The following is a 26682-nucleotide window of genomic DNA, read 5'->3' as shown; positions in this document are numbered from 1 at the left end:
GGCTCGACACCCGGATGTCGATCGCCGGGAGGGCGGCGAAAATCGCCTGACACACCGCGAGCGCGCCAAGCAGCCAGAGGAGCCAGTCGCGGGTCTTCAAGATTCGAACTCCCCCGGAGGCGGCGAAGGGCGGCTTCCGCCCCCGCCGCCTGGCGCGCCGTCTGCGATCCGGGGCACCGGACGCACGCGGGTCGGCCGTCGGGACGTCGCGCCCTCGGCGCGCGCGATGGGAATCGTGCCGGATATCCGCCTCGGCGGAGCCATTGTGCCCTCCTTGGTGGCGCATGCGATGCGATGAGCCGGGGCCGCTGGCCCGCCGCCGATGCGAGCGAGGCCGGATCATTGCCGGGAAAACCCGTCAATGAAACGCCCCGCGAAGCGGTTCGTTCAAATACCCTCTCCGCGGCTTCCGGGAGGAGTTCCATATCGCGCCAATCGATGACGTGGCGGCGCCGCCGACAACGCCGCGGACGGGCCGGCGCGTGGGCCGAGGATGCTGGCCAGCGTCGGCAGGAAGTCCATGATCGAGAACATCGCGGGGGAGCTCGAGTCCGGCGCGACGTGGCCGGGCCAGCGGATCAGCGCGGCGGTCCGGATCGAACCCTCCGTCACCTCGCCGGGCTCGCCCCGGGACGGCCCGGGGCTGCCCATGTCGGGCGTGCCCTGATTGCCGAACTCGCGGGCGTTCTCGCCCCACGGGCCGTTGTCGGAGGCGAAGATCACCACGGTGCCGTCGACGACCCCGAGCCGGGCGAGCGCGCGGTCGGCAGGCTTTCCGGCGCCGAGCCGAGGTGCCACTTGCCGAGGATCGCCGCGGCGTAGCCGACGCTCCCGAACATCTCGCCCATGGCGAAGGCGTCCTTCGGGAGCGCGCAGGGGCTGGAAGATGCCGGGCCGCATCGGAATGGCCGGCTTCCGCGGGCCGGAGGCGTCAGTCGGCGCCGCTCTTCATGGACCGGACCTGCTGCACGACCTGCTCGAGGTTGTAGCTTCCCGGTTCCTGCAGCGGCGGGTACTTGACGTAGGTCTCGAGCTCCTTCAGCCAGAGCGCCTGGCCGAGCGGCAGCAGGTTCCAGTCGTAGACATAGGCCGTCGATGGCGAGGCGAGGGAGCCCCCCATGCCGAAGAGCGTCTTCTGCTGGTCCCCCACCGAGGTCTCGAACGGGTCGCGCTTGATGTTGACGACCTGGGTCCAGCTGTACGGCTGCACGCCATGGATGAAGCCCGCGGGATCGTCCGAGACCATCGCGAAGTACATCTTCCAGTTCTTGTAGCGAACCGCCGACGGATCCTTGCCGGAGTAATAGAAGAAGTGATCACGGGGCGAATCGGCGACCTTGCCCTCGAGATAGTCGCGCACGTTCATCCCGTCGAGTGTGGTCTTGACCAGGCCGGGATAGCCGTTCTCGACCTGGGTCCTGAGATCTTCGCCCTTCGGCCCGCCGGCGATGTCGACGAGCGTCGGCACCCAGTCGAGCGCGGACATCATGTCGGTCTTGACCGTGCCGGGTTCGATGTGACCGGGCCAGCGGATCACCAGCGGCACCCGCATGCCGCCTTCCCAGGTCGAGAGCTTGCCGCCCTTGAAGGGCGTCGTACCCCCGTCGGGGAAGGTGATCGTCTCGGCGCCGTTGTCGGTGGTGAAGACGACGATGGTGTTGTCGAGCTGGCCCATCGTCGAGAGCTTGTCGAGCACGGTGCCGATGTTGTCGTCCATCTGCTTCATGCCGGCTTCGTTGATGCCCCAGTCCTTGCCGCCCGGCTCTCCGACCATCGCGAGGTATTTCGGCGGCAGCATGGTGGTGATGTGCATGCGGGCGGGGTTGTACCAGACGAAGAACGGCTTGCCGGTCTTCTTCGGGTCGTTGCGGTCGAGGAAGTCGATCACCTTGGCGGAGATCTCCTCGTCCACGGTCTCCGAGCGTTCGAGCGTCAGCGGCCCCTCATCGGAGCAGGTCTGGTTGTCCGCCCCGCCGTCGGAGGACTTGCAGGCCAGCACCGGGCGCGGCGGCGTCAGGCAGACCGAGGTCTTGGGATCGACGGCGCCCGGCACCTCGGCCAGCCCCGGAATCGGCGTGTTCCGGCACGGTGGCGCCACCGTCTGGCTGGTCGGCGTCGCGTTGATGTCGGGGAAGCTCACCCCCTGCATCGCGTCGAGATGGTAGAGATAACCCCAGAACTCCTGGAAGCCGTGCGCGGTCGGCAGCGACTCGGTGGTGTCGCCGAGGTGGTTCTTGCCGAATTCGCCGGTGGTGTAGCCGAGGTCATGGAGGAATTTCGCCAGCGTCGGCGTCCCCGCCCGGAGATAGGACGGGCTGCCCGGGATCTCCGGCAGCAGCATGCCCACGCGGAGCGGGTTCATTCCGGTGAAGAAGGCGGTGCGTCCGGCGGTGCAGCTCTGTTCGGCGTAGTAGTCGGTGAACATCGCGCCTTCGCGGCCGATCCGGTCGATGTTCGGCGTCTCGCCGACCATCAGGCCGCGATGGTAGATCGACGGCTGCATGTAGCCGATGTCATCCCCCATGATGAAGAGGATGTTCGGCCTTTCGCCCTCCTGCGCCGACGCTGGCAACGCCGTTCCCGTCGCGGCGGCCACGAGGGCGAGGGCGGAGGCGCGGAACAGGTCCGCGGCCCCGCGCCACCCGCGTTGCTTGGGTTTCATGCTGGTCTCCTCTGCCGGTTCCGCGGATCGCGGTTTTGAACGTCAGCCGCCGGAGTGCCCGCCGCCCGCCGTCTGTCTCAGGTACGCGGCGATCTCCGCTTCGATTTCGGAGGCGAGCCGCCGGAAGTCGTCGGCCTTGGCCGCGTCGACCGTTTCCCAGCGCGCGAGGGCGGCGAGCGCCTCCTCGTAATCGTCGCAGACGGCGCGAAACCCGGCATCGCGCGTGTAAAGGCGGTGGATCGCGAGTTCGTCGTCGGGAAAGAGCGCCACCACATGCACGAGCCGTCCCATCTCTCCCTCCGCCCGGCCGACCGCGCGAGGATCACGCCGCCTCGCGCCGGCGGGAGCGGCGAACATGTTCGAACACGTTTCGCAGCCCGCATTCCTGTGTCATCTCAGAGCGGAATAACGTAGGTTAACCGTGTGGGCGGGAGGCTCGCGGGGCATGGGGACGATCGGGACCGAAGGCGCCGGGGGCGCGATCCTGCCTGATGTGCCGGGGCCGTCCGATACGGCGGCGGCGCTTGCCCGCGTCCTCGCCACGCCGAAGTTCCGGCAGGGACGGCGGCGAAGCATGCTCGCCTATCTCGTCGAGGAGACCCTGACCGGACGGGGCGACCGCCTGAAGGGGTACACGATCGCCACCGCGGTCTTCGGCCGGGGCGATGACTTCAACGCGCAGTCCGATCCGGTGGTGCGCCTCGAGGCCCGGCGCCTCAGGCGCGACCTCGACGGCTACTATGCCGAGGACGGCAGGCTCGATCCGGTGCGTCTGTCGATCCCCAAGGGCGGCTACGCCGTGCGGTCGGAATGGCGCGAGATCGCGGCCGCTCCCGCCACCCCGCCGCCACCGCCACCCGCCGAACCCGTACCGGACCGGCGGCTCCGGCGCCGCCGAGGGGCGCGGTTCGCAGCGGGCTGCGCTCTCGCCGCCGCGGCCGCCCTGCTCGCCGCCTTCCTTGCCGGGCGGGACGCCGCGCCTCCGATCGGGGAGAGCGGCCCCAGCATCATCGTCCTGCCGTTCACGCCGAACGGGGCGGAAGACGAGGTCACATTTCTCGCGGAGGGCATCAGCCAGCAGCTGATCACGGAACTGAAGCGCTTCGACGCGCTGCGGGTGTTCTCGGCGGGGGCGAGTTTCGGGGAGAGCGGCGACGCGGACGCGGCCGAACTCCACGACAGGCTCGGGGTGTCCTACGTCGTCAGCGGCGGCGTCACGGCGACCGACTCGCAGGTCCGCGTCAACGCCATGCTCGTCGACGCGGCGAGCGGCGAGGTGAAATGGAGCGAGAGCTTCGACCGGCGGCTCGATCCCGGCGATCTGCTCGCGGCGCAGGGCGACATGGCGGCGGGGATCGCCATGGCGCTCGGGCAGCCCTACGGGGCGGTGAAGGGGGATGTGACCGCCCGCGTCCTCTCCGGCGCCGTGCCGAGCATGGCGAGCTACGCCTGCGTGCTGCGGGCCCACATCTACCGCCGATCCTTTCCGCCCGAACTCTACGCGCCGACGCGGGCCTGCCTCGAGGAGGCGGTGCGACGCGATCCCTCCTATGCCGAGGCCTGGGCGCTGCTCGGCTGGCTGGAGATGGACGGCGTCCGCTTCGACTTCACTCCGGGCGTCGACCGGGACGCCGTCCTGGGTGAGGCCCTGTCCACGGCCCGCCGCGGAAGCGAGCTCGACCCGGAGAACGTGACCGCGCTGAAGGCGCTTGCCTCGATCGAGTACTACGCCGGCTATTACGATGAGTCGGAGCGCACCCAGCGCGCGGCGCTCGCCCTCAATCCGAACGATCCGGACACCCTCGCCCAGCTTGGCTGGCGGCTCGCGGCGCGTGGCAAATGGGACGAGGGCGTTCCGCTCCTCCAGCGCGCGATCGCGCGGTCGATCAGGCCGCCGGGCTGGTACTACCACCTGATCGCGATCCACCAGTATCTCGAGCGCGACTACGCCGCGATGCTGGAAACCGCCGGGGAGGGCGCCGCCGAGGGCTCCCCGACGGGTCAGGCGCTGATCGCGATCGCGGCGGGCGCCCTCGGCGACGCGCCGACCGCCCGCGCGGCGCTCGCGCGGATGAGGCCCTCGAACCCAGGCTCGCCACCGATCCCGCCGGCTATTTCCGCTCGCACCAGGGCACAGAATCGACCATCGACGCGCTGGTGGCCGGCCTCCGCCGGGCCGGCTGGACCCGCCCGCCGAGCCACCCGCGAGCGCTCCCGCGCCCGTCCGCTGAGGGTTTCCGCCCGATCCGGCGCGGCTAGCGGTTTTCCTCGTCCCAGGGGTTGATGATCCGGACACCCGCCGCGCGGAAGGCGCTGGTATCGCGGGTGGCGACGATGAAGCCGCGTGCGACCGCGATGGCCGCGATGTACCCGTCCGGCGTCGGAAAGCCCTTTCCCGCGGTTCGGGCCGCGACCGCGAGATCGGCGTAGCAGCGCGCGGCCGCGGTGTCGAACGGCAGGATCCTCGCCTGGAACAGGCCGAGCAGTCCGTCGGCCACGGCGGCGAGCTTCCGCCTGCGCCGCCCTTCCGGCAACGCGCCGATGCCGAAGAGCAGTTCCGCGACCGTGACGCTCGAAAGAAAGAGCGTCTCGGCGGGTTGCCCGTCGAGCCAGTCGAGGACCGCCGGGGCCGGATCGGGCTTCATCGCCTCGGAGACGACATTGGTATCGAGCAGGATCATTCGAAGCGCATCGGGGAGGCCGGCGTCCTGTCGCGCACCCCCTCCAGCGCCTCGAAATCGGCGTTCGTCAGTCCGGCGTCGCGGCTGAGCGCCGAGAGGGCGGACCCGACACGAAGACGGCCGGCGGGCAGGACCGTCGCTTCCAGGATATCGCGGATCTCCGCCTCGGTGCTGCGCCCGTGATGCGCCGCGCGCACCTTGAGCGCCCGGTGGACCGCTTCGGGAAGGTTGCGGATGGTGACGGCCGGCATGTGATATCTCCGAGGCCAGAATGACATGCATGACATCAAGATAGGCCACATGATATCATCCTTCAACCATTTCCGCGCCGGGAGAGGGATGGGCCGCGCGATGAACCCCGGCGTGTCGACCAGGTGACGCGAACCGACCTCGACGGCGCGCGAGAGTTTCCGCGGCGGCGGGTTTGCTCTACGCTGAGCGCCGGATCGAAACAGCGCCCCCTGTCCGCGGCGCCGGAGGACGGATGATGACAGCCCAGGTCGCGCGCCTTCGCGCCTTCTTTCTCGTCTCCCTGCTTGGCCTTCTGCTCTCGGCCTGCGGCTACAACACCATCCCGACGCTCGAGGAGCAGGCCAGGGCGCGCTGGTCGGACGTCCAGAACAACTACCAGCGCCGCGCCGACCTGATCCCGAACCTCGTCGCGACGGTGCAGGGCTACGCCGCCCAGGAAAAGGATGTGCTGACCTCGGTGGTCGAGGCGCGGGCGAAGGCGACCCAGATCACGGTATCGGCGAGCGACCTGTCCGATCCGGAAAAGATCAGGCAGTTCCAGGAGGCGCAGGGCCAGCTGAGCGGCGCGCTCGGCCGGCTGATCGCCGTCAGCGAGAACTATCCGGACCTGAAGTCGAACCAGAACTTCCTCGCCCTGCAGTCGCAGCTCGAAGGCACCGAGAACCGCATCGCCGTCGCGCGCCGCGACTATATCGAGGCCGTGCGCGCCTACAACACCGAGATCAGGACCTTCCCGGGCGTGATCTGGGCGAAGATCCGGGGCGCCGAGCCGATGGCGGACTTCACCGCCAGCGACGGCGCGCAGACCCCGCCCACCGTGAAGTTCTGACGCGGGGGGCCAGATGAGCACCCGCGATCTCGCGCGCCTGAGCCCGGGGCGCCCGCTCCTCGCCCTCGCCGCGCTCGCCCTCGCCTTTCTCGCGACGCTGGCCGCGGCGCAGAGCTTCCCGCCGCTGACCGGCCGGGTCGTCGACGAGGCCGGGATCCTCTCGCCGGAGGCGGAGGCCGCGCTCGAGCCGAAGCTCGCCGCGCTGGAGCAGCGCTCGGGCATCCAGCTCGTCGTCGCCACCGTGCCCTCGCTCCAGGGCCAGGAGATCGAGCCCTACGCCAACGGGCTCTTCCGCGCCTGGAAGCTCGGGGAGGCGGACAGGAACAACGGCGCGCTCCTGCTCGTCGCGCCGAACGAGCGCCGCGTGCGGATCGAGGTCGGCTACGGCCTGGAGGGAACGCTGACCGACGCGCTTTCGAAGGTCATCATCACCAATGCCATCACGCCCCGGTTCAAGGCGGGCGACTTCGACGGCGGCGTCGCGCGCGGCGTCGACGACATCATCACCGTGCTGACCACGGACGCCTCCGAATGGGAGGCGCGGCCGGAGCTCCGCCTCGACCGCGCGCCGGAGGGCGACGCGGCCGGCTGGCCCGCCGCCCTCCTCTTCTTCGGCTTCGTCGCCCTCTTCATCCTGTCGCGCGGGTTCCGCCGCTTCGTGAACGCGATGCTCTTCGGCATGCTGATCAGCCAAGGGGGCGGACGGTCGGGCCAGTACCGGGGCGGCCGTTCGGGCGGCGGCGGATGGAGCGGCGGCGGTGGCGGATTCTCCGGCGGCGGCGGCTCGTCGGGCGGCGGCGGCGCGTCGGGGAGCTGGTGATGGAAATGTCCCCCGAGGATCACGACAGGATCGTCGCCGCCATCCGCGCGGTCGAGGCGCGGAGCACCGGCGAAATCGTCTGCGTGCTCGCCGAGCAGTCGGCCGACAGCGGCGCGCTGCCCATCCTGATCGCCGCGCTCGCGGCGCTGGCGGCGCCCTGGCTGCTCATCGCCTTCACCGCGCTGCCGGTCACGAGCATCCTCACGCTCCAGCTCGCGGTGTTCGTGGCGCTGGCGCTCGCGCTGTCGCCGCCCCGGGCGCGCGCCTGGCTGATCCCCCGGCGGGCGCGGCGCGCGATGGCGTTCCGCGTCGCGACCGAGCAGTTCTACACCCGCTCGGTCTCGCGCAAGCGCGACCGGTCGGGCATCCTGATTTTCGTCTCCCTCGCCGAACATTACGCCCGCGTCATCGCCGACGAGGGCGTCGCGGCGCGTGTTCCCCAGTCCCATTGGCAGGACGCCGTCGACGCGCTCGTCGCGCATCTGCGCGAAGGCCGGGTCGCCGACGGCTTCGTCGCGGCGATCGAATCCTGCGGCGCGGTGCTGGTCCGGGAGTTCCCGAGCACGAGCGAGAGCGCGAACGAACTGCCCGACCGGATCTATTTCATCTGACCCCTTCGGGCGGGCGCGCCCGCCGCGATCAGCGCGCGTCCCGGTCAGGCCGGAAGCAGCGCGCGTGTCGCCTTCTCGACTTCCGCGCTGTCGGCGGCGACGCGGCCCGGCGCTCCGGCGCAATGACCGAAGGCGGAGCGCAGGGGCCGCAGCTCTCCGCGCGCGACGGCGGCGATCTCGAGGGCGTTTTCCTCCGGCGTGAAGTAGCGGTCCGTCTCGCCGGGCATCGCGATCACCCGGGCGGTGACCCTGGCGAGGGCCGCGGCGAGATCCGGCGCCCCGGTCGCGCGGGCGAGATCCGCGCCTTCCCAGGTCGCAAGCGCCACCGCGAGATCATGCGCGTCCCAGAGCAGATGATCCCGCTCCCACCAGTCGAGCACCGCCCCGGCGCCGTCGAAGCCGAGCTCGCGCCAGCGCGCGTCGCGCCAGAACGCGGGCGAATAGGCCCAGCCGGCGTAGACCCTGCCGAAGGCGCGGAGCGCCCGGGGGGCGTTCCCCGGTCCGGGCGCGGCGCCGGCGAAATCCGGGTCGGCCTCCAGAACCGCCCGCAGCCCGGACAGGAACACGCGGTTCAGCGGCCAGCAGCCGGTCGCGCCGCAGACGGGGAGGATGGCCTCCACCCGGTCCGGAAACATCGCCGCCCAGTGCCAGGCCTGGATCGCGGCGAGCGACCACCCCTGGACGAGCGCGAGCCGGCCGATGCCGAGCGCGTCGAGAAGGCTGGCCTGGGCCCGGACGTTGTCCTCGACCGACACGCCGGGGAAGGCCTCCCGCTCCCTGCCGTTCCGATGGCTGGGCGAAGTCGCGACGCCATTGCCGAAGAGGTCGGTCGCGATGATGAGAAGCCGCTCCGGATCGAGCGCCCGCCCGGGCCCGATGATCCCGGTCTGGGAGGCGCTCGTTCCGGTGTAATAGGAGGGCAGGAGCACCGCGGGCGCGTCCCTCTCCCCCCAGAGGCGATAGGTGAGGACCGCGTCCCGGAGGCGGCCGCCGCCCGAGAGCGGCAGGTCGCCGAGGGAGAAGCGCCGGAGCTCGGGCAGGTCCATCAGAACAGCTGGCTGTAGCGCTCGGTTTCCCAGGCGCCGACCGTCAGGTGGTACTCGTTCCACTCCTGGCGCTTGTAGAGCGCGAATTCGTCGCGAAGCGCGGTGCCGAGCGTCTCCTCCACCAGCGGATCCGCCTCGAAGGCCTCGACCGCCTCGAGCAGCGTCTGCGGCAGGAACTCGATGCCGCGCGTCGCGCGCTCGGCCTCGGTAAGCTCGTAGAGGTTGTCATCGTTCGGCTTGCCCGGATCGAGCGCGCGCTTCACCCCGTCGAGCCCGGCCGCGAGCACGAGCGTCGCGGCGAGATAGGGATTCACCGAGCCGTCCGCGTTCCGGCTCTCGCAGCGCCCGCCGCCCGCCGGCACGCGCACCGAATTGGTGCGGTTGTTGGAACCATACGAGTTGAACACCGGCGCCCAGCTGAATCCCGCCATGGCGCCCCGCCGCACCAGCCGCTTGTAGCTGTTGACCGTCGGCGCCAGCGCCGCGCAGAGCGCGCGGCCATGCGCGAGGATGCCGCCGATGAAGTGATAGCCGGTCGCGGTGAGGCCGAGCCCACGCGGATCCTCCGCCGGGTCGCAGGCGAAGGCGTTGGCGCCGCTCGCGAGATCGCGGAGCGACATGTTGAAATGCGCGCCGTTGCCGGTGCGGTCCGCGAAGGGCTTCGGCATCATCGTCGCGATCAGCCCCTCCTCCTCGGCGTAGTGCTTCGCCATCATCCGGAAGAAGGTCAGCCGGTCGCAGGTGGTGAGCGCGTCGGCGAAGCGGAAGTCGAATTCGAACTGGCCGTTCGCATCCTCGTGGTCGAAGGAATAGAGATCCCAGCCGAGCGCGTCGATGGTCGAGGCCATCCTGTCGAGCCAGCCGAAATTGTCGAGGAAGCCCTTCAGGTCGTAGCAGGGCTTCACCAGCGTGTCGTTCGGGCTCGGCACTTCGAGCCCGGCGGCGGTCCGGCGCAGCAGGAAGATCTCCGCCTCGATCCCGAGGTCGAAGCCGAAGCCGAGCTCCGCCGCCTTCTCGAGCTGCGCCTTCAGCGCGACGCGTGTCGAGAGCGGATAGGGGGCGCCCTGAAAATGGTTGTCCGCCGGCATCCAGGCGATCCTCGGCTCCCAGGGCAGCTGGATCACGTGGCCGAAGTCGGGGATCGAGGTGATCTCGTCGTCGTTCGGCGCCTGGCCGAGCCCGTCGAGCGCGTAGCCGGTGTAGCGTTCCGAGCCATGCGCCATATGTGCGAGATGGGGCAGGGGAACCACCTTGCCCTTCTGGACGCCATGAATGTCCACGTAGGCGCCGACGCAGTAGCGTACGCCCTTCGCCGCCAGCTCCGCCTGGAGCGCGGCGATCGCCTCGTCGGTCATGTCGAAGGCCATGCGCTTACTCCGCGATCCTGAGGGTGACCGTGCGGCTCTGGTCGAACCACGTTTCCAGTCCCGCGATCTTCAGTTCCAGCGACCCCGAGACGACCTCGCCGATATAGGAGATCGGCAGCGGCTCGTCGGAGGCCTCGTCGCCGTAGACGACGCAGAACTGCTGGCGCGGGCTGTAGAAGCAGACGGCGCCCGCCGGGCTCCCGTATTTCGCGACCCGCTCGGCGCCCACTTCCTCGGTCAGGTAGCGGTTTTCCCAGGGCGCCACGATCGGCATCGTGAAGAAGATGAGATCCCCCAGCAGCTTGCCGTGCTGGAGCATCGAGGTCATCGGCAGCTTCTCGCGGAACTGGGCGCAGAGGTTCGGGACCTTGTCCTCCCAGACGTCGATCTCGCAGATGTCCTTGCCGGCGATGTCGAGAACGAGCCGCATGCTCACGCCTCCTTCCGCCGGAAGGCGTCGCCGAGTCCCCAGGGCAGGATGTAGTCGACCCACATGTGCAGCCGGTTCGCATAGCCGAGCGCGGCGTGGGAGAGCCGGGCGAGCTCGTCCGTGGTCTCGCAGAGCTTCGCCGCCTCCACGTAGAGCCGCGTCATCTCCGCCGCCGAGGGCAGCGAGACGAAGTCGAAGAAGGACGCCTTGTAGCCGATGATCTGGTCGATCAGCGCCTGGAGCGTGGCGAGATCGGCCGTCGTGTCCTCGCAGACGCGGATGATGCCCCAGAGCATCTCGTCGGCGAAGGTGCGCGCCTCGCCCTCGGCGAAGATGATGGTGGAGAGGTACTGACCGCGCGCGCCGGTGCGCCGCGGCACGATCCCCTGGCCGAGCGCCGTCACGTCCTCGGGCGAACTCATCCATATCTTCTCGCGCTCCGCCTCGAAGCGCGCGATCGCCTCTTCCACCGTCATTCCGTTCTCCTGGGGTGTTCTCCTGGTCGCCCAAGCTGAGCGTGGTTTGATCAAACATTCAAACAGATTTTTCGGAAGCGACCGTTTTCCCTATCTTCCGGGCTGCGAAGATACTGGAAAGGCTGACGATCCCGAGTTTGGCGAGGCCGATTCCAAGCGCTTGGATCCGGCGTGAACGGAGGGGTGGATGACTGGATTCGCCTCGATCTGCCTCGAAACAGACGACGAATCGCTGATTCTTGCCGCATCGATAACATCCTGGGCAATAAATGATCATTAGCCTGTGTCATGGCGAATTAATGCGGCAAGTAGCCCCCCGGATCCCGATTTTCGCCCGGCCCCCGCGGATCGCGGTAGCCACGCCGGCCCCCGGACCGTCAGGTTTGAACGAACGATCAAATGCCTGCCCTCCCAGCCGGCCGCCGCGCCCGCCGCTTCCATGGAGAGACCATGCCGATACCCGTTCGTCCCTTCCGCCTCCCGACGCTCGTGGCCGCGCTCGCGGCGAGTCTCGCCGGCCTCGCCCCGGCGCTGGCGCAGGACGCCTATCCGAAGACGCCGATCCCCGAGCAGAAGGAGGATCCCGCGATCCACGCGCTTCTGCCCGAGGCGATCCGGGAAACCGGCGTGCTGAAGATGGCGACGGATGCGAATTATCCGCCCTGCCAGTGGTTCGACTCGGAAAAGAAGATGGTCGGCTACGAGGTCGACATCTGGGACGCGCTGGCGCAGGTGATGGGCGTGACGCTCGAGGTGTCCTCGATCGACTTCGCGGGGCTCATCCCCGGCGTGCAGGGCGGGCGCTACGACGCGGCGATGGAATGCATCACCGACCGGCCGGAGCGCGAGGAGGTGGTCGATTTCGTCAACCATTCGCTGACCTACGGCAACCAGTTCTACTATCTCGCCTCGAACGACACGATCGTGGCCGAGGATCCGAAATCCTTCTGCGGGCTCACCACCGCCGGCCAGTCGGGCACCGACTTCCTGACCCGGCTCTCCGGGTTCAACGACTGGTGCGTGGAGCAGGGGCTGGAGCCGATCGAGATCGGCGAATTCCCGCAGCAATCCGCCGTGCTGCTCGCGCTCTTCTCCGGCCGGATCGACTTCGCTCTCTCCGAGGGCTCGGCGGTGGACGAGATCCGGGCCAACAACCCCGTGGACATCGGCTCGATGCCCGATCCGCTGGAGGAGAAGCACTACCTCGGCATCGTCGTCGCCAAGGAGAACGAACCGCTGAAGGCAGCGCTCGTCGCGGCGCTCACCAAACTCAAGGCGGACGGGGCCTATGATGCGATCTTCGCGAAATGGAACCTCAAGCACGCCGCGCTCTCGGATTTCGGCGTGAACATGACGACGACGAAGCCGCTGCCCTGATCCCCCGGGGGGGCCGCGTCCGGCGCGGGCCCCTCGCACCCCCGTCGGAGAGAGCCGGAGCCATGATGAAAAGCGAAACCGAGCACGACCGCCCGCCCCGCGCACCGCTCTTCCGCTGGGAGGAGGTGCGCTGGAGCGCCGTCGTCGCCGCCGTCCTGATGGCCACCATCGGCATCGGGCTCGCCTGGAGCGTCGCCACCAACCCGCGCTTCCAGTGGCCGGTGGTGGGGCAGTACCTCTTTTCGTCCACCGTGCTCGGGGGCTTCCTCACGACGCTCTGGCTCACCGCCGTCACGATGGTGATCGGGGTCGCGATCGGCATCCTGCTCGCGCTGATGACGACGCACGGCAGCCCGCCGGCCCGCGCCTTCGCCGCCGCCTACACCTGGTTCTTCCGCGGGACGCCGGTGCTGGTGCAGCTCATCTTCTGGTACAATCTCGCCGCGCTCTATCCGAAATACCGGATCGGCATCCCCTTCACCGACGTGACCTTCCTCACCGGCTCGTTCAACGACCTGATCACCCCCTACACGGCGGCGATCCTCGGGCTCGGCCTCAACGAGGGCGCCTACATGGCCGAGATCGTGCGCGCGGGGCTGAAGAGCGTGCCGCCCGGCCAGGACGACGCGGCGAAGTCGCTCGGCCTCTCGCGGCGGCAGGGTCTGTTCCTGATCGTGCTGCCGCAGGCGATGCGCTTCATCGTGCCGCCGACCGGCAACCAGACGATCGGGATGCTCAAGACCACGTCGATCGTCTCGATCGTCGCGCTCTGGGACCTGCTCTATTCGGTGCAGACGATCTATTCGCGCACCTTCCAGACCATCCCGATGCTGATCGTCGCCTGCGTCTGGTACCTCGTCGCGACCACGGCGCTGTCGCTGATACAGGCGCGGATCGAAGCCTACTACAACCGCGGCCACACGGCCCGCGCCACGACCACCAACCCCGCCTGACCGGAGACGACGCCATGGAATTCGGGCTGTTCAACCTGATGTCCTACCGCCAGCACCCGCGCGGCGTGCCCGGCGTGGTGGCGGATGCCAAGCTGATGGTCGGGCTCGCCGAGGAGATCGGCCTCGACACCGCCTGGTTCGCCGAGCACCATTTCACCAACTATTCCGTCTCGGTCTCGCCGCTGATGATGGCCGCGCACATGGCCGGGCTGACGCGGCGGATCCGGCTCGGCACGGCGGTGATCGTGCTGCCGCTCTACCAGCCGATGCGGGTCGCGCAGGAGATCGCGCTGGTCGACCAGCTCTCGGGCGGGCGGCTGGTGCTCGGCGTCGGCACCGGCTACCAGCCGTTCGAGTTCGACCGCTACGGCGTCGATGTCACGACGCGGGGCGACATCTTCCTGAAGTACTGGGATGTTCTGGAGGAGGCGCTGACCACCGGCGCGGTGACGGGTTCCGCCCGCGCGCTCGGCCTGCCCGAGGCGCCGATGCTGCTCCGCCCGGTCCAGACGCCCCTGCCGCCGCTCTATGTGACCGGCGGCGATCCCCGGATCATCGCCCGCCTCGGGCCGCTCGGCGCCACGCCGTTCATCACCGCCGGATGGCGCGGGTCGGAGGCGCTGATCGCGATGGGGCGAAAGACCCGCGCCGACTGGGCGGCCGCCGGCTTCCCCGCGACCGGGCTCGGCGTCCAGCAGTACGTGCATGTCACCGACGACCCCGCCGAGGCGCTGATCGCCGCCGATTGCGCGCGCTTCGTCGGCCGGATGGCGACCGGGCTCCGCGCGAAGGAGATCGGCCATGCCGGGCCGATGATCGACGCGCCGCCGCTGCCCGACGAGCCGCCGCTCGAGACCTTCCGCGACAATGTCATCATCGGCTCCGCCGCGCAGGTGACCGAGCGCATCCTCGCCGAGCGCGCGGCGATGAACCCGACGCACTACAACATGTTCTTCCAGTTCGGCGACATGCCGCTCGCGATGGCCGCGCGCGCGCTCGAACGCTTCGGGGCGGAGGTGCTGCCGGTGCTCCGCCGCGAAACCGCGGCCACCCCGGCCGACGCCACCGCCTGAAGGAGACCACGATGAGCGAACCCGCCCGGATCGAGAGCCTGGAGAAATGGGCGCCCGAGCGCATCCTCGCGGCGGTGCACGGCGGCCGGGGCCAGACGCTGGCGGATGCCGAGACCCTGCCCCCCGCCGCCTACACGACGGAGGCCTTCTTCGCGCTCGAACGCGAGCGCATCTTCCGCCCCGGCTGGATGGTGGTGGGCCATGTCGCGCAGATCCCGGAGGTGGGCGACTATTTCACCCTCGACCTGCTCGGCGAGCCGATGGTGGTGGTGCGCGGCCCCGACCGGATCCGCGTGATGTCGCGCGTCTGCCTGCACCGCTGGGCGCCGGTGGTCTCGGGCGCGGGCAATGCGAAGATGTTCTCCTGCCCGTTCCACCGCTGGGGCTACGACCTGACCGGCCAACTCAAGGCCGCGCCCTTCATGGATCAGGCGCTGGGGTTCGATCCGAAGAAGTGCCGTCTGCCCGAGATCCGCTCGGAGATCGTGCTCGGCTCGATCTACGTGAACCTCTCGGGCGACGCCGAGCCGCTCGGCCCCCGGATGGACGGGCTCGCGCGGGAATTCGCCAATATCCCGATGGACGAGCTCGTCGTCGGCTATTCGACCGAATTTCCCTGCCCGTTCAACTGGAAGATCGCGGTCGAGACCTTCATGGAATGCTACCACCACATCGGCGCGCACGCGAAGACGCTGCAGCCGCACCATCCGGGTGGCGAGAGCTGGGGGCTCGTGAAGGAGGATCCGGAGCAGGGCTGGATCGGCCTGCGCCACCCGCTCCGGGCCGACCTGCCGACCGAAGCCGCGCTCGCCCCCGGCCTGCCGGTCTTCGCGGACTGGACCGAGGAGCAGATCCGGACCGGCAACCTCTACCACGTTTTTCCGAACCATCTGATGGGCACCTCGGCCAACTCGGTGCGCTGGACCACGATCCTGCCGAAATCGGCGGGCGAGACCTGGTGGATCCGGCATCACCTCGTGCACCGCTCGGCGCTCGAGAACCCGGAATTCGCCGATCTGATGGCGCAGGCGAAGGAAAAGGGCGCGGTGATCGCCCGGGAGGACGTCGAGGTGAACACGCTGCAGCAGATCGGCGCGAAGTCGCGGCTCGCGGGTCCGGGGCGGCTCAGCCATCTGGAGATGCCGGTCTGGCAGCTCGCGGACTGGGTGCGCGACGGCATCGGGGAGAGCGTCTGATGGACTACGCCAGGCTCGGCCGCACCGGCCTCGAAGTCTCGCGCCTCTGCCTCGGCTGCATGAGCTACGCCACCGGGCCGACGCCCCGGCACGGCTGGCTCTTCGACGCGGAGGGAAGCCGGCCGTTCTTCGCGAAGGCGCTCGACCTCGGGATCAACTTCTTCGACACCGCCAACGCCTATTCCGACGGCGGCAGCGAGGAGACGCTCGGCCGGCTCCTGCTCGGCGCCGTGCCGCGCGACGAGGTGGTGATCCTGACCAAGGTCTACAACCGGACGCGGCCCGGCCCGAACGGCGCGGGCCTGTCGCGGAAGGCGATCCTGTCGGAGATCGACGCGAGCCTGAAGCGGCTCGGCACCGATCACGTCGACGTCTACATGATCCACCGCTGGGACTATGCGACCCCGCTCGAGGAGACGCTGGAGGCGCTGCACGACGTGGTGAAGGCCGGCAAGGCGCGCTATCTCGGCGCCTCCTCTATGTTCGCCTGGCAGTTCGTCACCGCGATCGAGACGCAGAAAGCCAATGGCTGGACCCGCTTCACCGTGATGCAGAACCACCTCAACCTGCTCTACCGGGAGGAGGAGCGCGAAATGCTGCCCTTCTGCCGCGCCGCGGGCGTGGGGGTCATCCCGTGGAGCCCGCTCGCGCGCGGCCGCCTCGCCCGCCCCTGGGGCGAGGGTTCGGAGCGATCCGCGACGGACGGCTACACGCCCGCGCTCTACGCCGAGGAGGTCGCGGCCGACCGGGAGATCGTCGGCAAGGTGGTGGAAATCGCCGCCGCGCGCGGCGCGAAGCCCGCCCAGGTCGCCCTCGCCTGGCTGCTCGGCAGGGAGCCCGTCGTCTCGCCGGTGATCGGGGCGACCCGGCCCGAGCAGCTCGCCGACGCCGCGGCCGCCCTGACCCTCGAGCTTTCCCTGGAGGAGATCGCCGCGCTCGAGGCGCCCTACCGGCCGCGCGCCGTGATCGGCTTCGCGTGAGATGCCCGCGGGCCGCGCGGGCTTTTCGGCGGAATACGACGTGATCGTCGTGGGTTCCGGCGGCGCGGGGTTGACCGCGGCTCTCGCCTGCGCGGCGGGCGGGCTGTCGGTGCTCGTCGCCGAGCGCATGGACCGGATCGGCGGCACGACCGCGATGTCGGGCGGCGGGATCTGGATCCCCGGCAACCATCTCGCCCGCGCCGCCGGGATCGCGGACGACGCGGAGACGGCGCTGCGCTACATCCGCGCGGTCAGCCCGGCGGGGTGGGAGGCCGAGGAAGGCCCGCTCTGGGAAGCCTTCGCCCGCGAGGCGCCGCGCTGCCTCTCCTTCGTCGAGCAGGCGACGCCGCTCCGCTTCGCCCTCTCCGACGACGCGGACCCGTATCCGGAGGCGCCGGGCGCGCTCGCGACGGGGCGGATGGTCTCGCCCCGGCCGATCCGCCGGGCTGGCCTCCGGCTTCAGCCGCCCCATGTGGCGCATCTGCTGACCTATCAGGAAATGCGACGGCACGACCCCTGGCATCGGCCGGGGCGCGCCGCGTTCAGCCTGGCGCCCCGGCTCGCCGGGCGCCTTCTCCTTGGCCGCCGCGCGCAGGGCACCGCGCTCGTCGCGGGCCTCGCCCGCGGGCTCGGCGCCGCGGGCGGGCGCGTGGCCACCGGACTCCGCGTCGTGGAGCTGTGCCGCGGTGGCGACGGGCGCGTCGTCGGCGTGAGCTGCGCCACGGCGCGGGGACCCCTGAAGCTCCGGGCGCGGCGCGGCGTCGTGCTCGCCTCGGGCGGGTTCGAGCGCGACACGGCCCGGCGCGCGCGGCATTTCGCGGGGCCCGTCGATCTCGTCGCCTCCGCTCCGGGCAATACCGGCGACGCCGCCCGGATGGCGGAGGCGGTCGGCGCGCGGCTGGCGCGGATGGATCAGGCGAACATCGCCCCGGCGCTGCCGGCGCGTCTCGACGGCGCGCCGCTTCCGGTCGGCACGTTCCACCATCGCGAACCGGGGGCGATCCTCGTCGACCGCGGCGGGCGGCGCTTCGTCAACGAATACCTCTTCAATCTCGGCGAAGTCCTCGCCGAGCGCGACCCGGCGACCGGCGCCTCGCGCCATCTGCCCGCCTGGATGGTCACCGATCGCGCCACGCTCCGGACCGCACCGCTCCTGCGACGCTTCCTCGCCCGCGCGCCGGGCTGGGCGCGGGAGGCCGGCTCTCCGGCCGGTCTCGCCGCGGCCATCGACGTTCCGCCGGCCGCGCTCGCGGAAACGCTGCTCCGCTTCAACGCGGACGCCGCGGCGGGCGAGGATCGCGATTTCGGCCGCCATCTCGACCCTCTCGCCCCCGGCGGGCGCCGGCCGGAGCGCCTGCGGCCCATCGCGCCGCCGCTCGTCGCGCTGCCCTTCAACCTCTGCCTGCTCTCGACGAAGGGCGGGCCGAGAATCGACGCGCATGCCCGGGTGCTCGACCGGGCGGGCGCCCCGATACCCGGCCTCTACTGCGCGGGCGTCGCGATGGCCAATCCGTTCGGCACGCGGGCGGTCGGATCGGGAACCACGCTCGGGCCGAACATGACCTGGGGCTATATCGCCGCCCTGCGCATCCTGGGAGACGAGGCATGACCGAAGCACCCTTCGACGGACAGGTGGCGCTTGTGTCCGGCGGCGCGCGCGGCATCGGCCGCGCGATCGCGCGGCGGCTGGCACGGGGCGGCGCGCGCGTCGTGCTGACCGGCCTTCATGACATGGAGGGCGCGCGCGCCGCGGCGGCGGAGCTCTCGCGCGAGGGCGCGCGGGTGAGCGCGATCGCCATGGATCTCGGCGACCGCGCCTCGGTCGACGCCGCCGTGGCCGGGACGCTCGACCGCGCCGGGCGCCTCGACATCGCCGTCAACAACGCCGGCGGATCGCGCCCGGGCCGGCTCCTCGACCTCCCGGCCGCCGACTGGGACGCGCTCTTCGATCTTCATGCCCGCGGCTTCTTCTACTTCGCCACCGCGGCCGCCCGCGCGATGGGACAGGCGCCGGCCCCGGGCGAGGGGGGCGCGATCATCGGCATCGCCGGCGCCTCCGCCCTGCGTTGCTACCCGGGCGCCGGCGCCTACGGGGCGGCCAAGGCGGCGGTCGTCGCCGCGGCCCGGCAGATGGCGGTCGAATGGGCGCCGCTCGGTCTCCGGGTGAACTGCGTCTGCCCCGGCCCGATCCGGTCGGCGGGCTCGGACTGGGAGACGCGCGAGCCCGCGCTCGCCGCCGAGGTCACCGGCATCCCGATCGCGCGGGCCGGCACGCCGGAAGAGGTGGCCGAAGCGGTCGCCTACCTCGCGGGCGCCCGTTATGTTACGGGTCAGCGGATCGTGGTCGACGGCGGAAGCACGACCACCTGGTACATCAAGGGGTGAGGGTACCGGCGCGTGGACCGCGAGACTGACGAGGTGGACCAGGGCCCGGCGGAGCGTCGGGCGGGTGGTGAGGGACCGGCGCGCCGCGTCCGCCGCCGGGGAGCCGCGCGGGCCGCGCGCGAGAGCGACGGCCGGCTCAGGATCGCGGCGGGATCGCCGCCCGACATCATGTGCCGCGTGGCTCTGGACCTCTTCGCGGAGCAGAACTATTCGACCGTCACCGTGAAGGACATCGCGCTCGCCGCCGGGATGAACCCCTCGCATCTCTACTACTACTTCGACAACAAGGAAGAGCTTTTCATGCGGGCGATCGCCCGGGTCGTCGAGGAGGCCTTCGAGCAATTCGCCTCGGTGACGCGCGAGGCGCGCACGCCGGAGGCGGTCATCTCGGCCTGGATCGATCTGCATATCCGCCAGTTCGTCCAGTTCCAGAAGGTCGCGAAGATGAGCCTCGACTATGCGAGCACCCACAACCGCGCGCCGCTGGTCGATCAGGCGATCCGCGCCTTCTACGATCAGGAGGCGGACGTCCTCGGCGCGGCGATCCGCGACGGCGTCGCGCGGGGCGAGTTCCGCCCGGTCGACGCACGCGACGCGGCGCTCTTCATCTCGACCTTTCTCGACGGCGCGCTCTTTCGCAACGTGATGTTTCCGACATTCAACTACGCCCGCGCGATCAAGACGATGCGCCGGATCATCCTCGACCATCTCAGGATCCCCGACGCCACCGGCTAGGATGTCCGGGCGGCGCCGGGACCGGGCGAGGCCCCGGCGCGCCGGGCCTGCCACATCATAAGCATGATTATCCGGGGTGCTTCCGGACGCCCTTCCCTGGGTCAGACGGCGAGGAAGCCGCCGTCGATCGGAAGGACCGCCCCGGTGATCATGGCGCCGTCGCCGGACAGGAGCAGCGCGATGCTCCGCGCGACCTCCTCGGCCTCGGCGAAGCGGCCGAGCGGGTGGCGGACCATCATCGGCGCGCTCTTCGCCTCGTCGCTCCAGGCCTCGGCGGCGAGTTCGGTCAGCGTGATCGTCGGCGCGACGGCGTTGACGCGGATCCCGTGGGGACCGAGCTCCTTCGCCAGAACCCGGGTCGCGCCCTCGAGCCCGGCCTTCGAGGCCGCGTAGCAGAGATGATCCTGGAAGCCGCGATGCCCGGCGATGGAGGTGATGTTCACGATCGCCCCCCCGCCGCCGGCCGCGATCCGCGCGCGCGCGAATTCCTGGCAGGTGAGAAGCGCGGCGCGCAGGTTGATGCCGAGCACCGCCTCGTAGCCCGCCTCGGTCATCTCGAGCACGCTCTCGAGCACGTTGATGCCGGCGCTGTTGACGAGATAGTCGCAGGCGCCGGCCTCGGCCATCGCGGCGCGGGTGGCGGCGGGATCGGCGAGGTCGACCGCGATCGCGCGGCCGCCGATCTCGGCGCGGAGGCTGTCGAGATCCGACTGCGTGCGGCTGAGCGCGACGACCTCGGCGCCACGCTCGGCCATCAGGCGCGCGCAGGCGCGACCGATGCCCTTGCCCGCGCCGGTGATGATGACGGACTTGCCGGTGAATTGCATGGGATCCTCGGGAATGCTGGGGAAAGGCGGGAAGGTGCTCGGCGAGGGCGACGGCGAGACGTTGCTAGGAGATGCCGCCGATGGAGGCGCGGATCTCCCGCGCGGCGCGCTGCAGGGCGAGGAAGGCCGCGTGGCGCGCGTCCTGGAGCGCGCGGGTGGCGGGATCGGGCGCGCAGCGCGTGGCGACGCGCGACATGGCCGGCATCGCCGCGCGCAGGCTCGGATGGACGCCGGCCGCGACCGCGCCGAGCATGGCCGAGCCGAGCAGCACCGGCTCGGCGCATTCGGTGATCTCGACCGGAAGCCCGGTCGCGTCGGCGAGGAGCTGGCGCGTCAGCGGATGGGCGCCCGCGCCGCCGCTCACGCTGATCGTCGCGACCGGGGCGCCGTGCTCCGCCTGGGTCTCGATGATCTGGCGCAGGCCGTAGCCGAGGCCGCAGATCCCCGCGACATAGAGCGCGACGAGCGAGTCGGGGCCGGATTCGAGCCCCTGCCCCATGATGACGGCGCGCGCGTGGGGATCGGCGAAGGGGGCGCGGTTGCCGAGGAACTCGGGCACCACGTGGTAGTCGTCGGCGAGCCGGACCGCCGCGCTCGCCGAACCGGCGAGTTCGAGCGCCCGGTCCGCCAGCCAGCCGGGCAGCGACTTGCCCGCCGCCCGCGCCAGCGCCTCGGTCTCGGCGGCGGCGGGATGGAGCCGCGTGAGCTGGTCGATCGCGGCGCCCGCCGCCGACTGCCCGCCCTCGTTCAGCCAGGCGCCCGGCACCATCGCCGAGTAATACGGGCCCCAGACGCCGGGGACGAAGGCCGGCTCCTCGGTCGTCGTCATCGTGCAGGAGGAGGTGCCGAAGACATAGCCGAGGCAGCGCGTCGGATCGCCCCCCGCCGCCACCGTGCCGACCCCGCCCGCGTGCGCGTCGATGAGCCCGGCCGCGACCGCGACGCCGGGGCGAAGCCCCAGCGCCCCGGCCGCCGCCGGGGTCAGTCCCTGGCCGAGCGGCGTGCCGGGATCGACCACGCGCGCGCCGATCCGCGCGAAACCCTCGTCGGCGAGGTCGCCCAGGCCGATCGCACGGAAATAGTCGGCGTCCCAGCGCCCTTCATGCGCGAGATAGGTCCATTTGCAGGTGACGGTGCAGGCCGAGCGTTCGGTCGCGCCGGTGGCCTTCCAGGTCAGAAAGTCGGTCAGGTCGAAGAAATGCGCCGCCCGCGCGTAGATTTCGGGCCGGTTCTCCCGCAGCCAGAGCAGCTTCGGCGTCTCCATCTCGGGCGAGATCCGGCCGCCGACGTAGCGCAGCACCGCGTGGTCGCCCGCGTTGATCCGCTCGGCCTGGCCGAGCGCGCGGTGGTCCATCCAGACGATGACGTCGCGCTCGGGATGGGCGGGATCTCCAACGGGGAGGGTCTCGTCGCCGGGCCCGCGCACGACGAGCGAGCAGGTCGCGTCGAAGCCGATCCCGGCGACGGCGGCGGGGTCGATCCCGGCCTCCGCCACGCTCTCGCGCGTCGCGGCGGTGACCGCCTCCCAGATCTGCTCGCTCGACTGCTCGGCGACGCCGCCGTCGTCGCGATGCATCCCGATCGGGCGCTTCGCGGTGACGAGGAGCTTGCCGGCGGTGTCGAAGACGCCGGCCCGGGCCGAGCCGGTCCCGACGTCGATGCCAATGAGATAACGCTCCATCGGTGGCCCTCCCCGGCCGGCGCGCCCGCTCAGACGCGGTCGAAATTGGTCGGCAGCACCAGCATGTCGCGGATCGTCACCGTGCGCTTGCGCGTCAGCATGTAGACGACCGCGTCGGCGACCTCGCCCGGATCGATCAGCGAACCCGATTCCTTCGCCTTGCGCAGGTTCTCCTCCGGCCAGTCGGCGAGCAGCGCCGAGACCACCGGCCCGGGCGAGACCTGGCCGACGCGCACGCCATGCGGGATCATCTGCCGGCGCATCGTCTGGACGAAGCAGGTGATCGCCCATTTCGATCCCGCGTAGACCGGCTCCCAGTAGGTCGGGAAATGCCCCGCGATCGAGCAGGTGACGAGGATGTCGCCGGTCTTGCGCGCGGACATGTGCGGCACGACCGCGTGCACGTTCTTCATCACCGCGTTGACGTTGAGGTTCAGCATCCGGTCGATCGCCTCGGGCGTCGTCTCGGTGAGGTCGCCGCCGATATAGGTGCCGGCGTTGCAGTAGAGGATGTCGATGTGATCGACCTTGCCGAGGATCTCGGGGATCATCGCATCGCAGCTCGCGGCGTCGAGCAGGTTCGTCACCTGCGGGATCGCCCTGTCGCCGAGCCTGCCGGCGAGTTCGGTGAGGGCGGCCTCGTTCCAGTCCACCATGACCACGCTCGCGCCCTCCGCGAGGAGCGCCTCGGTCGTCGCGAGGCCGATACCCGAGGCCGCGCCGGTGATGACGGCGATCTTGCCCGCCAGCGATTCAGACATGCTCTTCTCCCGGTTTAGAGATCGCGGCGGCGCTCAGCGCCAGTCCCGCCCGATGTAGATGGCCAGCAGGATGATGAAGCCCTTGATCACGTCCTGCAGGTAGGGGTTGATGCCCATGAGATTGAGGCCGTTGTTCAGGATGCCGAGCAGCACCGCGCCGATCAGCGTCCCGAGGATCAGGCCCCGGCCGCCGGCGATCGCGGTGCCGCCGAGGACGACCGCCGCGATGGCGTCGAGCTCGAAACCCACCCCGGCGTTCGGCTGGCCGCTCATGAGCCGCCCGGTCAGGATCACGGCGGCGAGCGACGCGGTCAGGCCCGAGATCGCGTAGACCGCGAGCTGCACCCGCCGGGTCTTGACGCCCGAGAGCCGCGCGGCGGTCTCGTTGCCGCCGATCGCGTAGACATGGCGCCCGAAGGCGGTGCGCTGGAGCACGACCCAGGCGACCGCGTAGATGAGCGCCATCATGATGACCGGGACCGGGATCACGCCGATCCGGCCGATGCCGAACCAGGAGATCCAGGACGGCAGGCCGCTGATCGGATAGCCGCCCGAATAGATGAGGCCGAGGCCGCGTGCCATGCCCATCGTCGCGAGCGTCACGATGATCGCGGGCATCCGGCCCCAGGCGACGAGCGCCCCGTTGACGACGCCGAGCGCGAGGCCGAGCGCGATCCCGGCCACGAGCGCGAGCGGCGCCGGCAGGCCGATGTTCACCATCATCCCCGCGCTCAGCGTGCCGACGAGCGCCATCACCGCGCCGACCGAGAGGTCGATCCCGCCGGTGAGGATGACGAAGGTCATGCCGACGGCGAGCACGCCGACCACCGAGACCTGCCGGAGCACGTTCAGGATGTTGTTGAGGCTGAAGAAATTGTCGCTCGCGAGCCCCATGAGGCAGGAGACGACGATGAGCCCGATGAGGGGGAGCGCGAGGGGCGAGCGCAGCAGGGACGCCGGGCTGAACCCACGGCCCTTCTCCTCGGGGGCGGTGACGGTGTCATGCGACATGTTCGACTCTCCCGGTTGTCGCGTGGGTCATGATGGTTTCCGAATTGATGTCCGCGCCCTCGACGGTCGCGACGATCCCGCCCTGGCGGAAGACGCAGACGCGGTCCGAGAGGCCGATCACCTCCGGCAGTTCGGAGGAGACGGTGATGATCGAATGGCCGCGCGCGGTGAAGGCGCGCATCAACGCGTAGATCTCGGCCTTGGCGCCGACGTCGATGCCGCGCGTCGGCTCGTCGAAGATCAGCACGCGCATGTCGTGGTTGAGCCAGCGCGCGATGACGACCTTCTGCTGGTTGCCGCCCGAGAGCGTGTCGACGCGGGCATGCGGGCCCTGGGCCTTGACGCGCACCGCCGCCATCGCGGCGGTCGTGCAGTCGAGCTCCTTGCGCAGGTCGATGAACCAGTGGTTCCGGCGGTACTTGCCGTAGTTGTTGAGCGAGACGTTCTGCAGGATCGAGAAGCTCGTGATCAGCCCCTCGTCCTTGCGGCTCTCGGGCAGGAGGCCGATCCCGTGCGCCAGCCCCTCGTCGGGACCGGAGAACCGCTTCTCCACCCCGTCCATCCGGACCTTGCAGCGCGCGGCCGGATAGGCGCCGAGAAGCGCGAGCACCGTCTCGGTCCGGCCCGAGCCGACGAGGCCCGCGAAGCCGAGGATCTCGCCCGAGCGGAGCTCGAAACGCGAGACCGGGCCGCCCCGGCGGAGCTGGACCTCCTCGGCCTCGAGCACGACGGGGGCGGCGGGGTCGACGCCGGGCTTGGGCGGGAAACTGCTCTCGATCCGGCGGCCGACCATCATCTCGACGACGCGGTCGTTGTCGACCTCCGAGACCGCGCAGCTGCCGACGAACTGGCCGTCGCGCAGCACGGTGATCCGGTCGCAGATCTCGAAGATCTCCTCGAGATGGTGCGAGATGAAGATGATCGCGACGTCCTGGCGGCGGAGCTCGCGCATCACCGCGAAGAGGTGCTCGACCTCCGAGGGCGTCAGCGTCGCCGTCGGCTCGTCGAGCACGAGGATCCGCGCATTGAGCGACAGCGCCTTCGCGATCTCGACGAACTGCTGCTCGGCGACGGAGAGGCGCGCCACCGGCACGTCGAGCGGCACGTCGACGGCGAGCTGGCGCATGATCTCGCGCGCCCGCGCCCGCATCGCGCGCCGGTCGAGCAGCCCGAACCGGCCCCGGAGTTCGCGGCCGAGGAACATGTTCTCGACCGCGTCGAGATAGGGGATGAGGCTGAACTCCTGGAAGACGATCCCGACGCCGGCGGCGATCGCCTCGTCGTAATCGGCGAAGTGGCGCTCGGCGCCGTCGATCCGGATCGTGCCCTCGGAGGGCTGGAGGATCCCGGTCAGGATCTTCATCAGCGTCGACTTGCCCGCGCCGTTCTCGCCGAGAAGCGCGTGGACCTCGCCCGCGTGGACGCGCAGATCGACGCCGTGCAGGACCTCGATCCTGCCAAACCGTTTCTTGATGCCGTTCAGTTCGAGCATGTGCCCACCTCGTGGCCGGAGAGGACCGCCGCTCCCCCGCGGGGGGAGAGCGGCGGAGGGTTGCGCCTTACCAGCTGAAGTCGGCGGCGTTCTCGGAGTCGACGACGCGCACGTCGATCGGCACCTGGGCCGGGACCACCCGGGCGCCCCACTTCTGGGCGAGCGCCATGGCGAGGCCGACGCGGACCTGGTCGCGCGGGAACTGCGCGGTGGTCTCGACGAAGGGCGTGCCGTCGGCGATCGCCTTCACCGCCTCGGGCGCGCCGTCGACGGAGGTGAGCTTGATGTCGCGGCCCGAGCCCTGGATCGCGGCGAGCGCGCCCATGGCGCCGCCGTCGTTGACCGAGAAGATCCCGGCGAGGTCCGGATGCGACTGGATCATGTTCTCGACCACGCCGAGCGCGACCGAGCGGTCCTGCCGCCCGTTCTGGGTGTCGACGAGCGTGATCCCCGGCGCCTCGGCGAGCGCCGCCTCGCAGCCCTCGACGCGCTCGAGGATCGGCACGACGGGGATGCCGTCGAGGATCGCGACCTCGCCCTCGCCGTTCAGCGACTCGGCGAGGTACTTGCAGGACATGTAGCCGGCGTCGCGGTTCTTGGAGCCCACGAAGGTGTCGACCGGGCCGTTCGCATTCGCATCGACCGCGACCACGATCACCCCCGCGGCCTTGGCGGCGTGCACGGCGGATTCGATGCCCGCGCTGTCGGTCGGGTTCAGCAGCAGGATGTCGATGTTCTGCTGCAGCATGTCCTCGACGTCGGAGATCTGCTTGGCGACGTCGTGGCCGGCGTCGGTCACGATCACCTCGGCCCCGATCGAGGCGGCGGCCTCGTTCAGCGCCTCCTGCATCGAGACGAAATAGGGGTTGTTGAGCTCCTGGAAGGTCATCCCGATCTTGAGCTGGTCCTGGGCGACCGCGGGGGCGGTGGCCAGCGCCAGCAGGGCGGAGGCGGTGAGAAGGGCTGTTTTCATTCTGGGTTCCTCCCAAGGGGTGTCGCAGGCAGCACCCGCGCGTCTTCGGACGGCACCGCGCCGT

The 26682-nt window shown here is 70.5% G+C and carries 28 protein-coding genes; 12 read left to right on the top strand and 16 right to left on the bottom strand.

Annotated elements, in window-relative coordinates:
- Window positions 1-387: 387 nt before the first annotated feature.
- From FJM51_RS25375 to FJM51_RS19605, 4 genes are all read right to left on the bottom strand, one after another.
- Complete coding sequence (locus FJM51_RS25375; protein WP_368733484.1) at window positions 388-723, bottom strand: sulfatase-like hydrolase/transferase; 336 nt, start codon at window positions 721-723, stop codon at window positions 388-390.
- Window positions 720-848: a hypothetical protein gene (locus FJM51_RS24755; protein WP_267901465.1), complete on the bottom strand. Its 129-nt coding sequence runs from the start codon at window positions 846-848 to the stop codon at window positions 720-722. Before FJM51_RS24755 ends, FJM51_RS25375 begins: the two co-directional genes overlap by 4 nt.
- Before the next feature lie 83 nt (window positions 849-931).
- A complete protein-coding gene (locus FJM51_RS19610; protein ID WP_140455833.1) occupies window positions 932-2662 on the bottom strand; it encodes an arylsulfatase in 1731 nt (576 codons plus the stop codon).
- Window positions 2663-2704: 42 nt separating this feature from the next.
- Window positions 2705-2953 carry a hypothetical protein gene (locus tag FJM51_RS19605; RefSeq protein ID WP_140455832.1) on the bottom strand — a complete coding sequence of 83 codons (249 nt, stop codon included), beginning with the start codon at window positions 2951-2953 and terminating at the stop codon, window positions 2705-2707.
- 154 nt (window positions 2954-3107) lie between these two features.
- On the opposite strand from FJM51_RS19605, the gene FJM51_RS19600 reads away from it, so the two are divergent.
- The gene (locus tag FJM51_RS19600; protein ID WP_140455831.1) at window positions 3108-4946 is read left to right on the top strand and encodes a hypothetical protein; all 1839 of its coding nucleotides are present in this window, start codon (window positions 3108-3110) and stop codon (window positions 4944-4946) included.
- Here FJM51_RS19600 and FJM51_RS19595 read toward each other — a convergent pair.
- Complete coding sequence (locus tag FJM51_RS19595; RefSeq protein ID WP_140455830.1) at window positions 4918-5343, bottom strand: type II toxin-antitoxin system VapC family toxin; 426 nt, start codon at window positions 5341-5343, stop codon at window positions 4918-4920. The two genes, FJM51_RS19600 and FJM51_RS19595, sit on opposite strands and share 29 nt — an antisense overlap.
- Window positions 5340-5594 (bottom strand): FitA-like ribbon-helix-helix domain-containing protein, encoded by a 255-nt coding sequence (locus FJM51_RS19590; RefSeq protein ID WP_140455829.1) that lies wholly within the window; start codon window positions 5592-5594, stop codon window positions 5340-5342. The genes FJM51_RS19595 and FJM51_RS19590 overlap by 4 nt, the downstream gene beginning before the upstream one ends.
- Before the next feature lie 236 nt (window positions 5595-5830).
- Between FJM51_RS19590 and FJM51_RS19585 the strand changes: the two genes are divergently transcribed.
- The 3 genes from FJM51_RS19585 to FJM51_RS19575 are packed head-to-tail and all read left to right on the top strand — an operon-like array spanning window position 5831 to window position 7855.
- Window positions 5831-6424 (top strand): LemA family protein, encoded by a 594-nt coding sequence (locus FJM51_RS19585; RefSeq protein WP_140455828.1) that lies wholly within the window; start codon window positions 5831-5833, stop codon window positions 6422-6424.
- 13 nt (window positions 6425-6437) lie between these two features.
- Window positions 6438-7244, top strand: a complete 807-nt coding sequence (locus FJM51_RS19580; protein ID WP_140455827.1) for a TPM domain-containing protein — start codon at window positions 6438-6440, stop codon at window positions 7242-7244.
- On the top strand, window positions 7244-7855 hold the full coding sequence (locus FJM51_RS19575; RefSeq protein ID WP_140455826.1) for a TPM domain-containing protein: 612 nt from the start codon (window positions 7244-7246) through the stop codon (window positions 7853-7855). Before FJM51_RS19580 ends, FJM51_RS19575 begins: the two co-directional genes overlap by 1 nt.
- 44 nt (window positions 7856-7899) lie before the next feature.
- Here FJM51_RS19575 and FJM51_RS19570 read toward each other — a convergent pair whose 3' ends face one another.
- Genes FJM51_RS19570 through FJM51_RS19555 form a run of 4 tightly spaced genes read right to left on the bottom strand, consistent with a single transcriptional unit; the run spans window position 7900 to window position 11174 of the window.
- Window positions 7900-8901, bottom strand: coding sequence for an alpha/beta fold hydrolase (locus tag FJM51_RS19570; protein ID WP_140455825.1), 1002 nt, complete (start codon window positions 8899-8901; stop codon window positions 7900-7902).
- Window positions 8901-10268 carry a type III glutamate--ammonia ligase gene (glnT, locus tag FJM51_RS19565; RefSeq protein ID WP_140455824.1) on the bottom strand — a complete coding sequence of 456 codons (1368 nt, stop codon included), beginning with the start codon at window positions 10266-10268 and terminating at the stop codon, window positions 8901-8903. The genes FJM51_RS19570 and glnT overlap by 1 nt, the downstream gene beginning before the upstream one ends.
- A gap of 4 nt (window positions 10269-10272) precedes the next feature.
- The gene (locus tag FJM51_RS19560) at window positions 10273-10698 is read right to left on the bottom strand and encodes a DUF3830 family protein (RefSeq protein ID WP_140455823.1); all 426 of its coding nucleotides are present in this window, start codon (window positions 10696-10698) and stop codon (window positions 10273-10275) included.
- A gap of 2 nt (window positions 10699-10700) precedes the next feature.
- The gene (locus tag FJM51_RS19555; RefSeq protein WP_140455822.1) at window positions 10701-11174 is read right to left on the bottom strand and encodes a cucumopine synthase-related protein; all 474 of its coding nucleotides are present in this window, start codon (window positions 11172-11174) and stop codon (window positions 10701-10703) included.
- 450 nt (window positions 11175-11624) lie between these two features.
- On the opposite strand from FJM51_RS19555, the gene FJM51_RS19550 reads away from it, so the two are divergent.
- From FJM51_RS19550 to FJM51_RS19515, 8 genes are all read left to right on the top strand, one after another.
- Window positions 11625-12551, top strand: coding sequence for an ABC transporter substrate-binding protein (locus tag FJM51_RS19550; RefSeq protein WP_181164644.1), 927 nt, complete (start codon window positions 11625-11627; stop codon window positions 12549-12551).
- 62 nt (window positions 12552-12613) lie between these two features.
- Window positions 12614-13504 (top strand): amino acid ABC transporter permease, encoded by an 891-nt coding sequence (locus tag FJM51_RS19545; RefSeq protein WP_140455820.1) that lies wholly within the window; start codon window positions 12614-12616, stop codon window positions 13502-13504.
- 14 nt (window positions 13505-13518) lie between these two features.
- A complete protein-coding gene (locus FJM51_RS19540) occupies window positions 13519-14577 on the top strand; it encodes an LLM class flavin-dependent oxidoreductase (RefSeq protein ID WP_140455819.1) in 1059 nt (352 codons plus the stop codon).
- An 11-nt stretch (window positions 14578-14588) separates the two neighbouring features.
- On the top strand, window positions 14589-15773 hold the full coding sequence (locus FJM51_RS19535) for an aromatic ring-hydroxylating oxygenase subunit alpha (RefSeq protein WP_140455818.1): 1185 nt from the start codon (window positions 14589-14591) through the stop codon (window positions 15771-15773).
- Window positions 15773-16753, top strand: coding sequence for an aldo/keto reductase (locus tag FJM51_RS19530; RefSeq protein ID WP_140455817.1), 981 nt, complete (start codon window positions 15773-15775; stop codon window positions 16751-16753). The genes FJM51_RS19535 and FJM51_RS19530 overlap by 1 nt, the downstream gene beginning before the upstream one ends.
- A gap of 1 nt (window position 16754) precedes the next feature.
- The gene (locus FJM51_RS19525; RefSeq protein WP_140455816.1) at window positions 16755-18362 is read left to right on the top strand and encodes an FAD-dependent oxidoreductase; all 1608 of its coding nucleotides are present in this window, start codon (window positions 16755-16757) and stop codon (window positions 18360-18362) included.
- A complete protein-coding gene (locus tag FJM51_RS19520; RefSeq protein WP_140455815.1) occupies window positions 18359-19138 on the top strand; it encodes an SDR family NAD(P)-dependent oxidoreductase in 780 nt (259 codons plus the stop codon). Before FJM51_RS19525 ends, FJM51_RS19520 begins: the two co-directional genes overlap by 4 nt.
- 12 nt (window positions 19139-19150) lie before the next feature.
- Window positions 19151-19873 (top strand): TetR/AcrR family transcriptional regulator, encoded by a 723-nt coding sequence (locus FJM51_RS19515; RefSeq protein WP_140455814.1) that lies wholly within the window; start codon window positions 19151-19153, stop codon window positions 19871-19873.
- A gap of 101 nt (window positions 19874-19974) precedes the next feature.
- Here FJM51_RS19515 and FJM51_RS19510 read toward each other — a convergent pair whose 3' ends face one another.
- The 6 genes from FJM51_RS19510 to FJM51_RS19485 form a co-directional block, all read right to left on the bottom strand.
- The gene (locus FJM51_RS19510) at window positions 19975-20700 is read right to left on the bottom strand and encodes an SDR family oxidoreductase (protein WP_140455813.1); all 726 of its coding nucleotides are present in this window, start codon (window positions 20698-20700) and stop codon (window positions 19975-19977) included.
- A 64-nt stretch (window positions 20701-20764) separates the two neighbouring features.
- The gene (locus tag FJM51_RS19505) at window positions 20765-22381 is read right to left on the bottom strand and encodes an FGGY-family carbohydrate kinase (protein WP_140455812.1); all 1617 of its coding nucleotides are present in this window, start codon (window positions 22379-22381) and stop codon (window positions 20765-20767) included.
- Between the two features lie 29 nt (window positions 22382-22410).
- Window positions 22411-23142: an SDR family oxidoreductase gene (locus tag FJM51_RS19500; RefSeq protein ID WP_140455811.1), complete on the bottom strand. Its 732-nt coding sequence runs from the start codon at window positions 23140-23142 to the stop codon at window positions 22411-22413.
- 33 nt (window positions 23143-23175) lie between these two features.
- A complete protein-coding gene (locus FJM51_RS19495) occupies window positions 23176-24153 on the bottom strand; it encodes an ABC transporter permease (protein ID WP_140455810.1) in 978 nt (325 codons plus the stop codon).
- Window positions 24143-25645, bottom strand: coding sequence for a sugar ABC transporter ATP-binding protein (locus tag FJM51_RS19490; RefSeq protein ID WP_140455809.1), 1503 nt, complete (start codon window positions 25643-25645; stop codon window positions 24143-24145). Before FJM51_RS19490 ends, FJM51_RS19495 begins: the two co-directional genes overlap by 11 nt.
- 67 nt (window positions 25646-25712) lie before the next feature.
- The gene (locus FJM51_RS19485) at window positions 25713-26618 is read right to left on the bottom strand and encodes an ABC transporter substrate-binding protein (protein WP_140455808.1); all 906 of its coding nucleotides are present in this window, start codon (window positions 26616-26618) and stop codon (window positions 25713-25715) included.
- Window positions 26619-26682: the final 64 nt, after the last annotated feature.

This window comes from Amaricoccus solimangrovi (assembly GCF_006385685.1).
Classification (GTDB): domain Bacteria; phylum Pseudomonadota; class Alphaproteobacteria; order Rhodobacterales; family Rhodobacteraceae; genus Amaricoccus; species Amaricoccus solimangrovi.
This window is presented reverse-complemented; position numbering and strand designations above follow the sequence as displayed.

What these genes read in the sequence shown, in the direction of transcription:
- FJM51_RS24755 (WP_267901465.1), bottom strand. Translation starts at nt 848, where the DNA reads ATGGGCGAGATGTTCGGGAGCGTCGGCTACGCCGCGGCGATCCTCGGC.
- FJM51_RS19610 (WP_140455833.1), bottom strand. Translation starts at nt 2,662, where the DNA reads ATGAAACCCAAGCAACGCGGGTGGCGCGGGGCCGCGGACCTGTTCCGC.
- FJM51_RS19605 (WP_140455832.1), bottom strand. Translation starts at nt 2,953, where the DNA reads ATGGGACGGCTCGTGCATGTGGTGGCGCTCTTTCCCGACGACGAACTC.
- FJM51_RS19600 (WP_140455831.1), top strand. Translation starts at nt 3,108, where the DNA reads ATGGGGACGATCGGGACCGAAGGCGCCGGGGGCGCGATCCTGCCTGAT.
- FJM51_RS19595 (WP_140455830.1), bottom strand. Translation starts at nt 5,343, where the DNA reads ATGATCCTGCTCGATACCAATGTCGTCTCCGAGGCGATGAAGCCCGAT.
- FJM51_RS19590 (WP_140455829.1), bottom strand. Translation starts at nt 5,594, where the DNA reads ATGCCGGCCGTCACCATCCGCAACCTTCCCGAAGCGGTCCACCGGGCG.
- FJM51_RS19585 (WP_140455828.1), top strand. Translation starts at nt 5,831, where the DNA reads ATGACAGCCCAGGTCGCGCGCCTTCGCGCCTTCTTTCTCGTCTCCCTG.
- FJM51_RS19580 (WP_140455827.1), top strand. Translation starts at nt 6,438, where the DNA reads ATGAGCACCCGCGATCTCGCGCGCCTGAGCCCGGGGCGCCCGCTCCTC.
- FJM51_RS19575 (WP_140455826.1), top strand. Translation starts at nt 7,244, where the DNA reads ATGGAAATGTCCCCCGAGGATCACGACAGGATCGTCGCCGCCATCCGC.
- FJM51_RS19570 (WP_140455825.1), bottom strand. Translation starts at nt 8,901, where the DNA reads ATGGACCTGCCCGAGCTCCGGCGCTTCTCCCTCGGCGACCTGCCGCTC.
- glnT (WP_140455824.1), bottom strand. Translation starts at nt 10,268, where the DNA reads ATGGCCTTCGACATGACCGACGAGGCGATCGCCGCGCTCCAGGCGGAG.
- FJM51_RS19560 (WP_140455823.1), bottom strand. Translation starts at nt 10,698, where the DNA reads ATGCGGCTCGTTCTCGACATCGCCGGCAAGGACATCTGCGAGATCGAC.
- FJM51_RS19555 (WP_140455822.1), bottom strand. Translation starts at nt 11,174, where the DNA reads ATGACGGTGGAAGAGGCGATCGCGCGCTTCGAGGCGGAGCGCGAGAAG.
- FJM51_RS19550 (WP_181164644.1), top strand. Translation starts at nt 11,625, where the DNA reads ATGCCGATACCCGTTCGTCCCTTCCGCCTCCCGACGCTCGTGGCCGCG.
- FJM51_RS19545 (WP_140455820.1), top strand. Translation starts at nt 12,614, where the DNA reads ATGATGAAAAGCGAAACCGAGCACGACCGCCCGCCCCGCGCACCGCTC.
- FJM51_RS19540 (WP_140455819.1), top strand. Translation starts at nt 13,519, where the DNA reads ATGGAATTCGGGCTGTTCAACCTGATGTCCTACCGCCAGCACCCGCGC.
- FJM51_RS19535 (WP_140455818.1), top strand. Translation starts at nt 14,589, where the DNA reads ATGAGCGAACCCGCCCGGATCGAGAGCCTGGAGAAATGGGCGCCCGAG.
- FJM51_RS19530 (WP_140455817.1), top strand. Translation starts at nt 15,773, where the DNA reads ATGGACTACGCCAGGCTCGGCCGCACCGGCCTCGAAGTCTCGCGCCTC.
- FJM51_RS19525 (WP_140455816.1), top strand. Translation starts at nt 16,755, where the DNA reads ATGCCCGCGGGCCGCGCGGGCTTTTCGGCGGAATACGACGTGATCGTC.
- FJM51_RS19520 (WP_140455815.1), top strand. Translation starts at nt 18,359, where the DNA reads ATGACCGAAGCACCCTTCGACGGACAGGTGGCGCTTGTGTCCGGCGGC.
- FJM51_RS19510 (WP_140455813.1), bottom strand. Translation starts at nt 20,700, where the DNA reads ATGCAATTCACCGGCAAGTCCGTCATCATCACCGGCGCGGGCAAGGGC.
- FJM51_RS19505 (WP_140455812.1), bottom strand. Translation starts at nt 22,381, where the DNA reads ATGGAGCGTTATCTCATTGGCATCGACGTCGGGACCGGCTCGGCCCGG.
- FJM51_RS19500 (WP_140455811.1), bottom strand. Translation starts at nt 23,142, where the DNA reads ATGTCTGAATCGCTGGCGGGCAAGATCGCCGTCATCACCGGCGCGGCC.
- FJM51_RS19495 (WP_140455810.1), bottom strand. Translation starts at nt 24,153, where the DNA reads ATGTCGCATGACACCGTCACCGCCCCCGAGGAGAAGGGCCGTGGGTTC.
- FJM51_RS19490 (WP_140455809.1), bottom strand. Translation starts at nt 25,645, where the DNA reads ATGCTCGAACTGAACGGCATCAAGAAACGGTTTGGCAGGATCGAGGTC.
- FJM51_RS19485 (WP_140455808.1), bottom strand. Translation starts at nt 26,618, where the DNA reads ATGAAAACAGCCCTTCTCACCGCCTCCGCCCTGCTGGCGCTGGCCACC.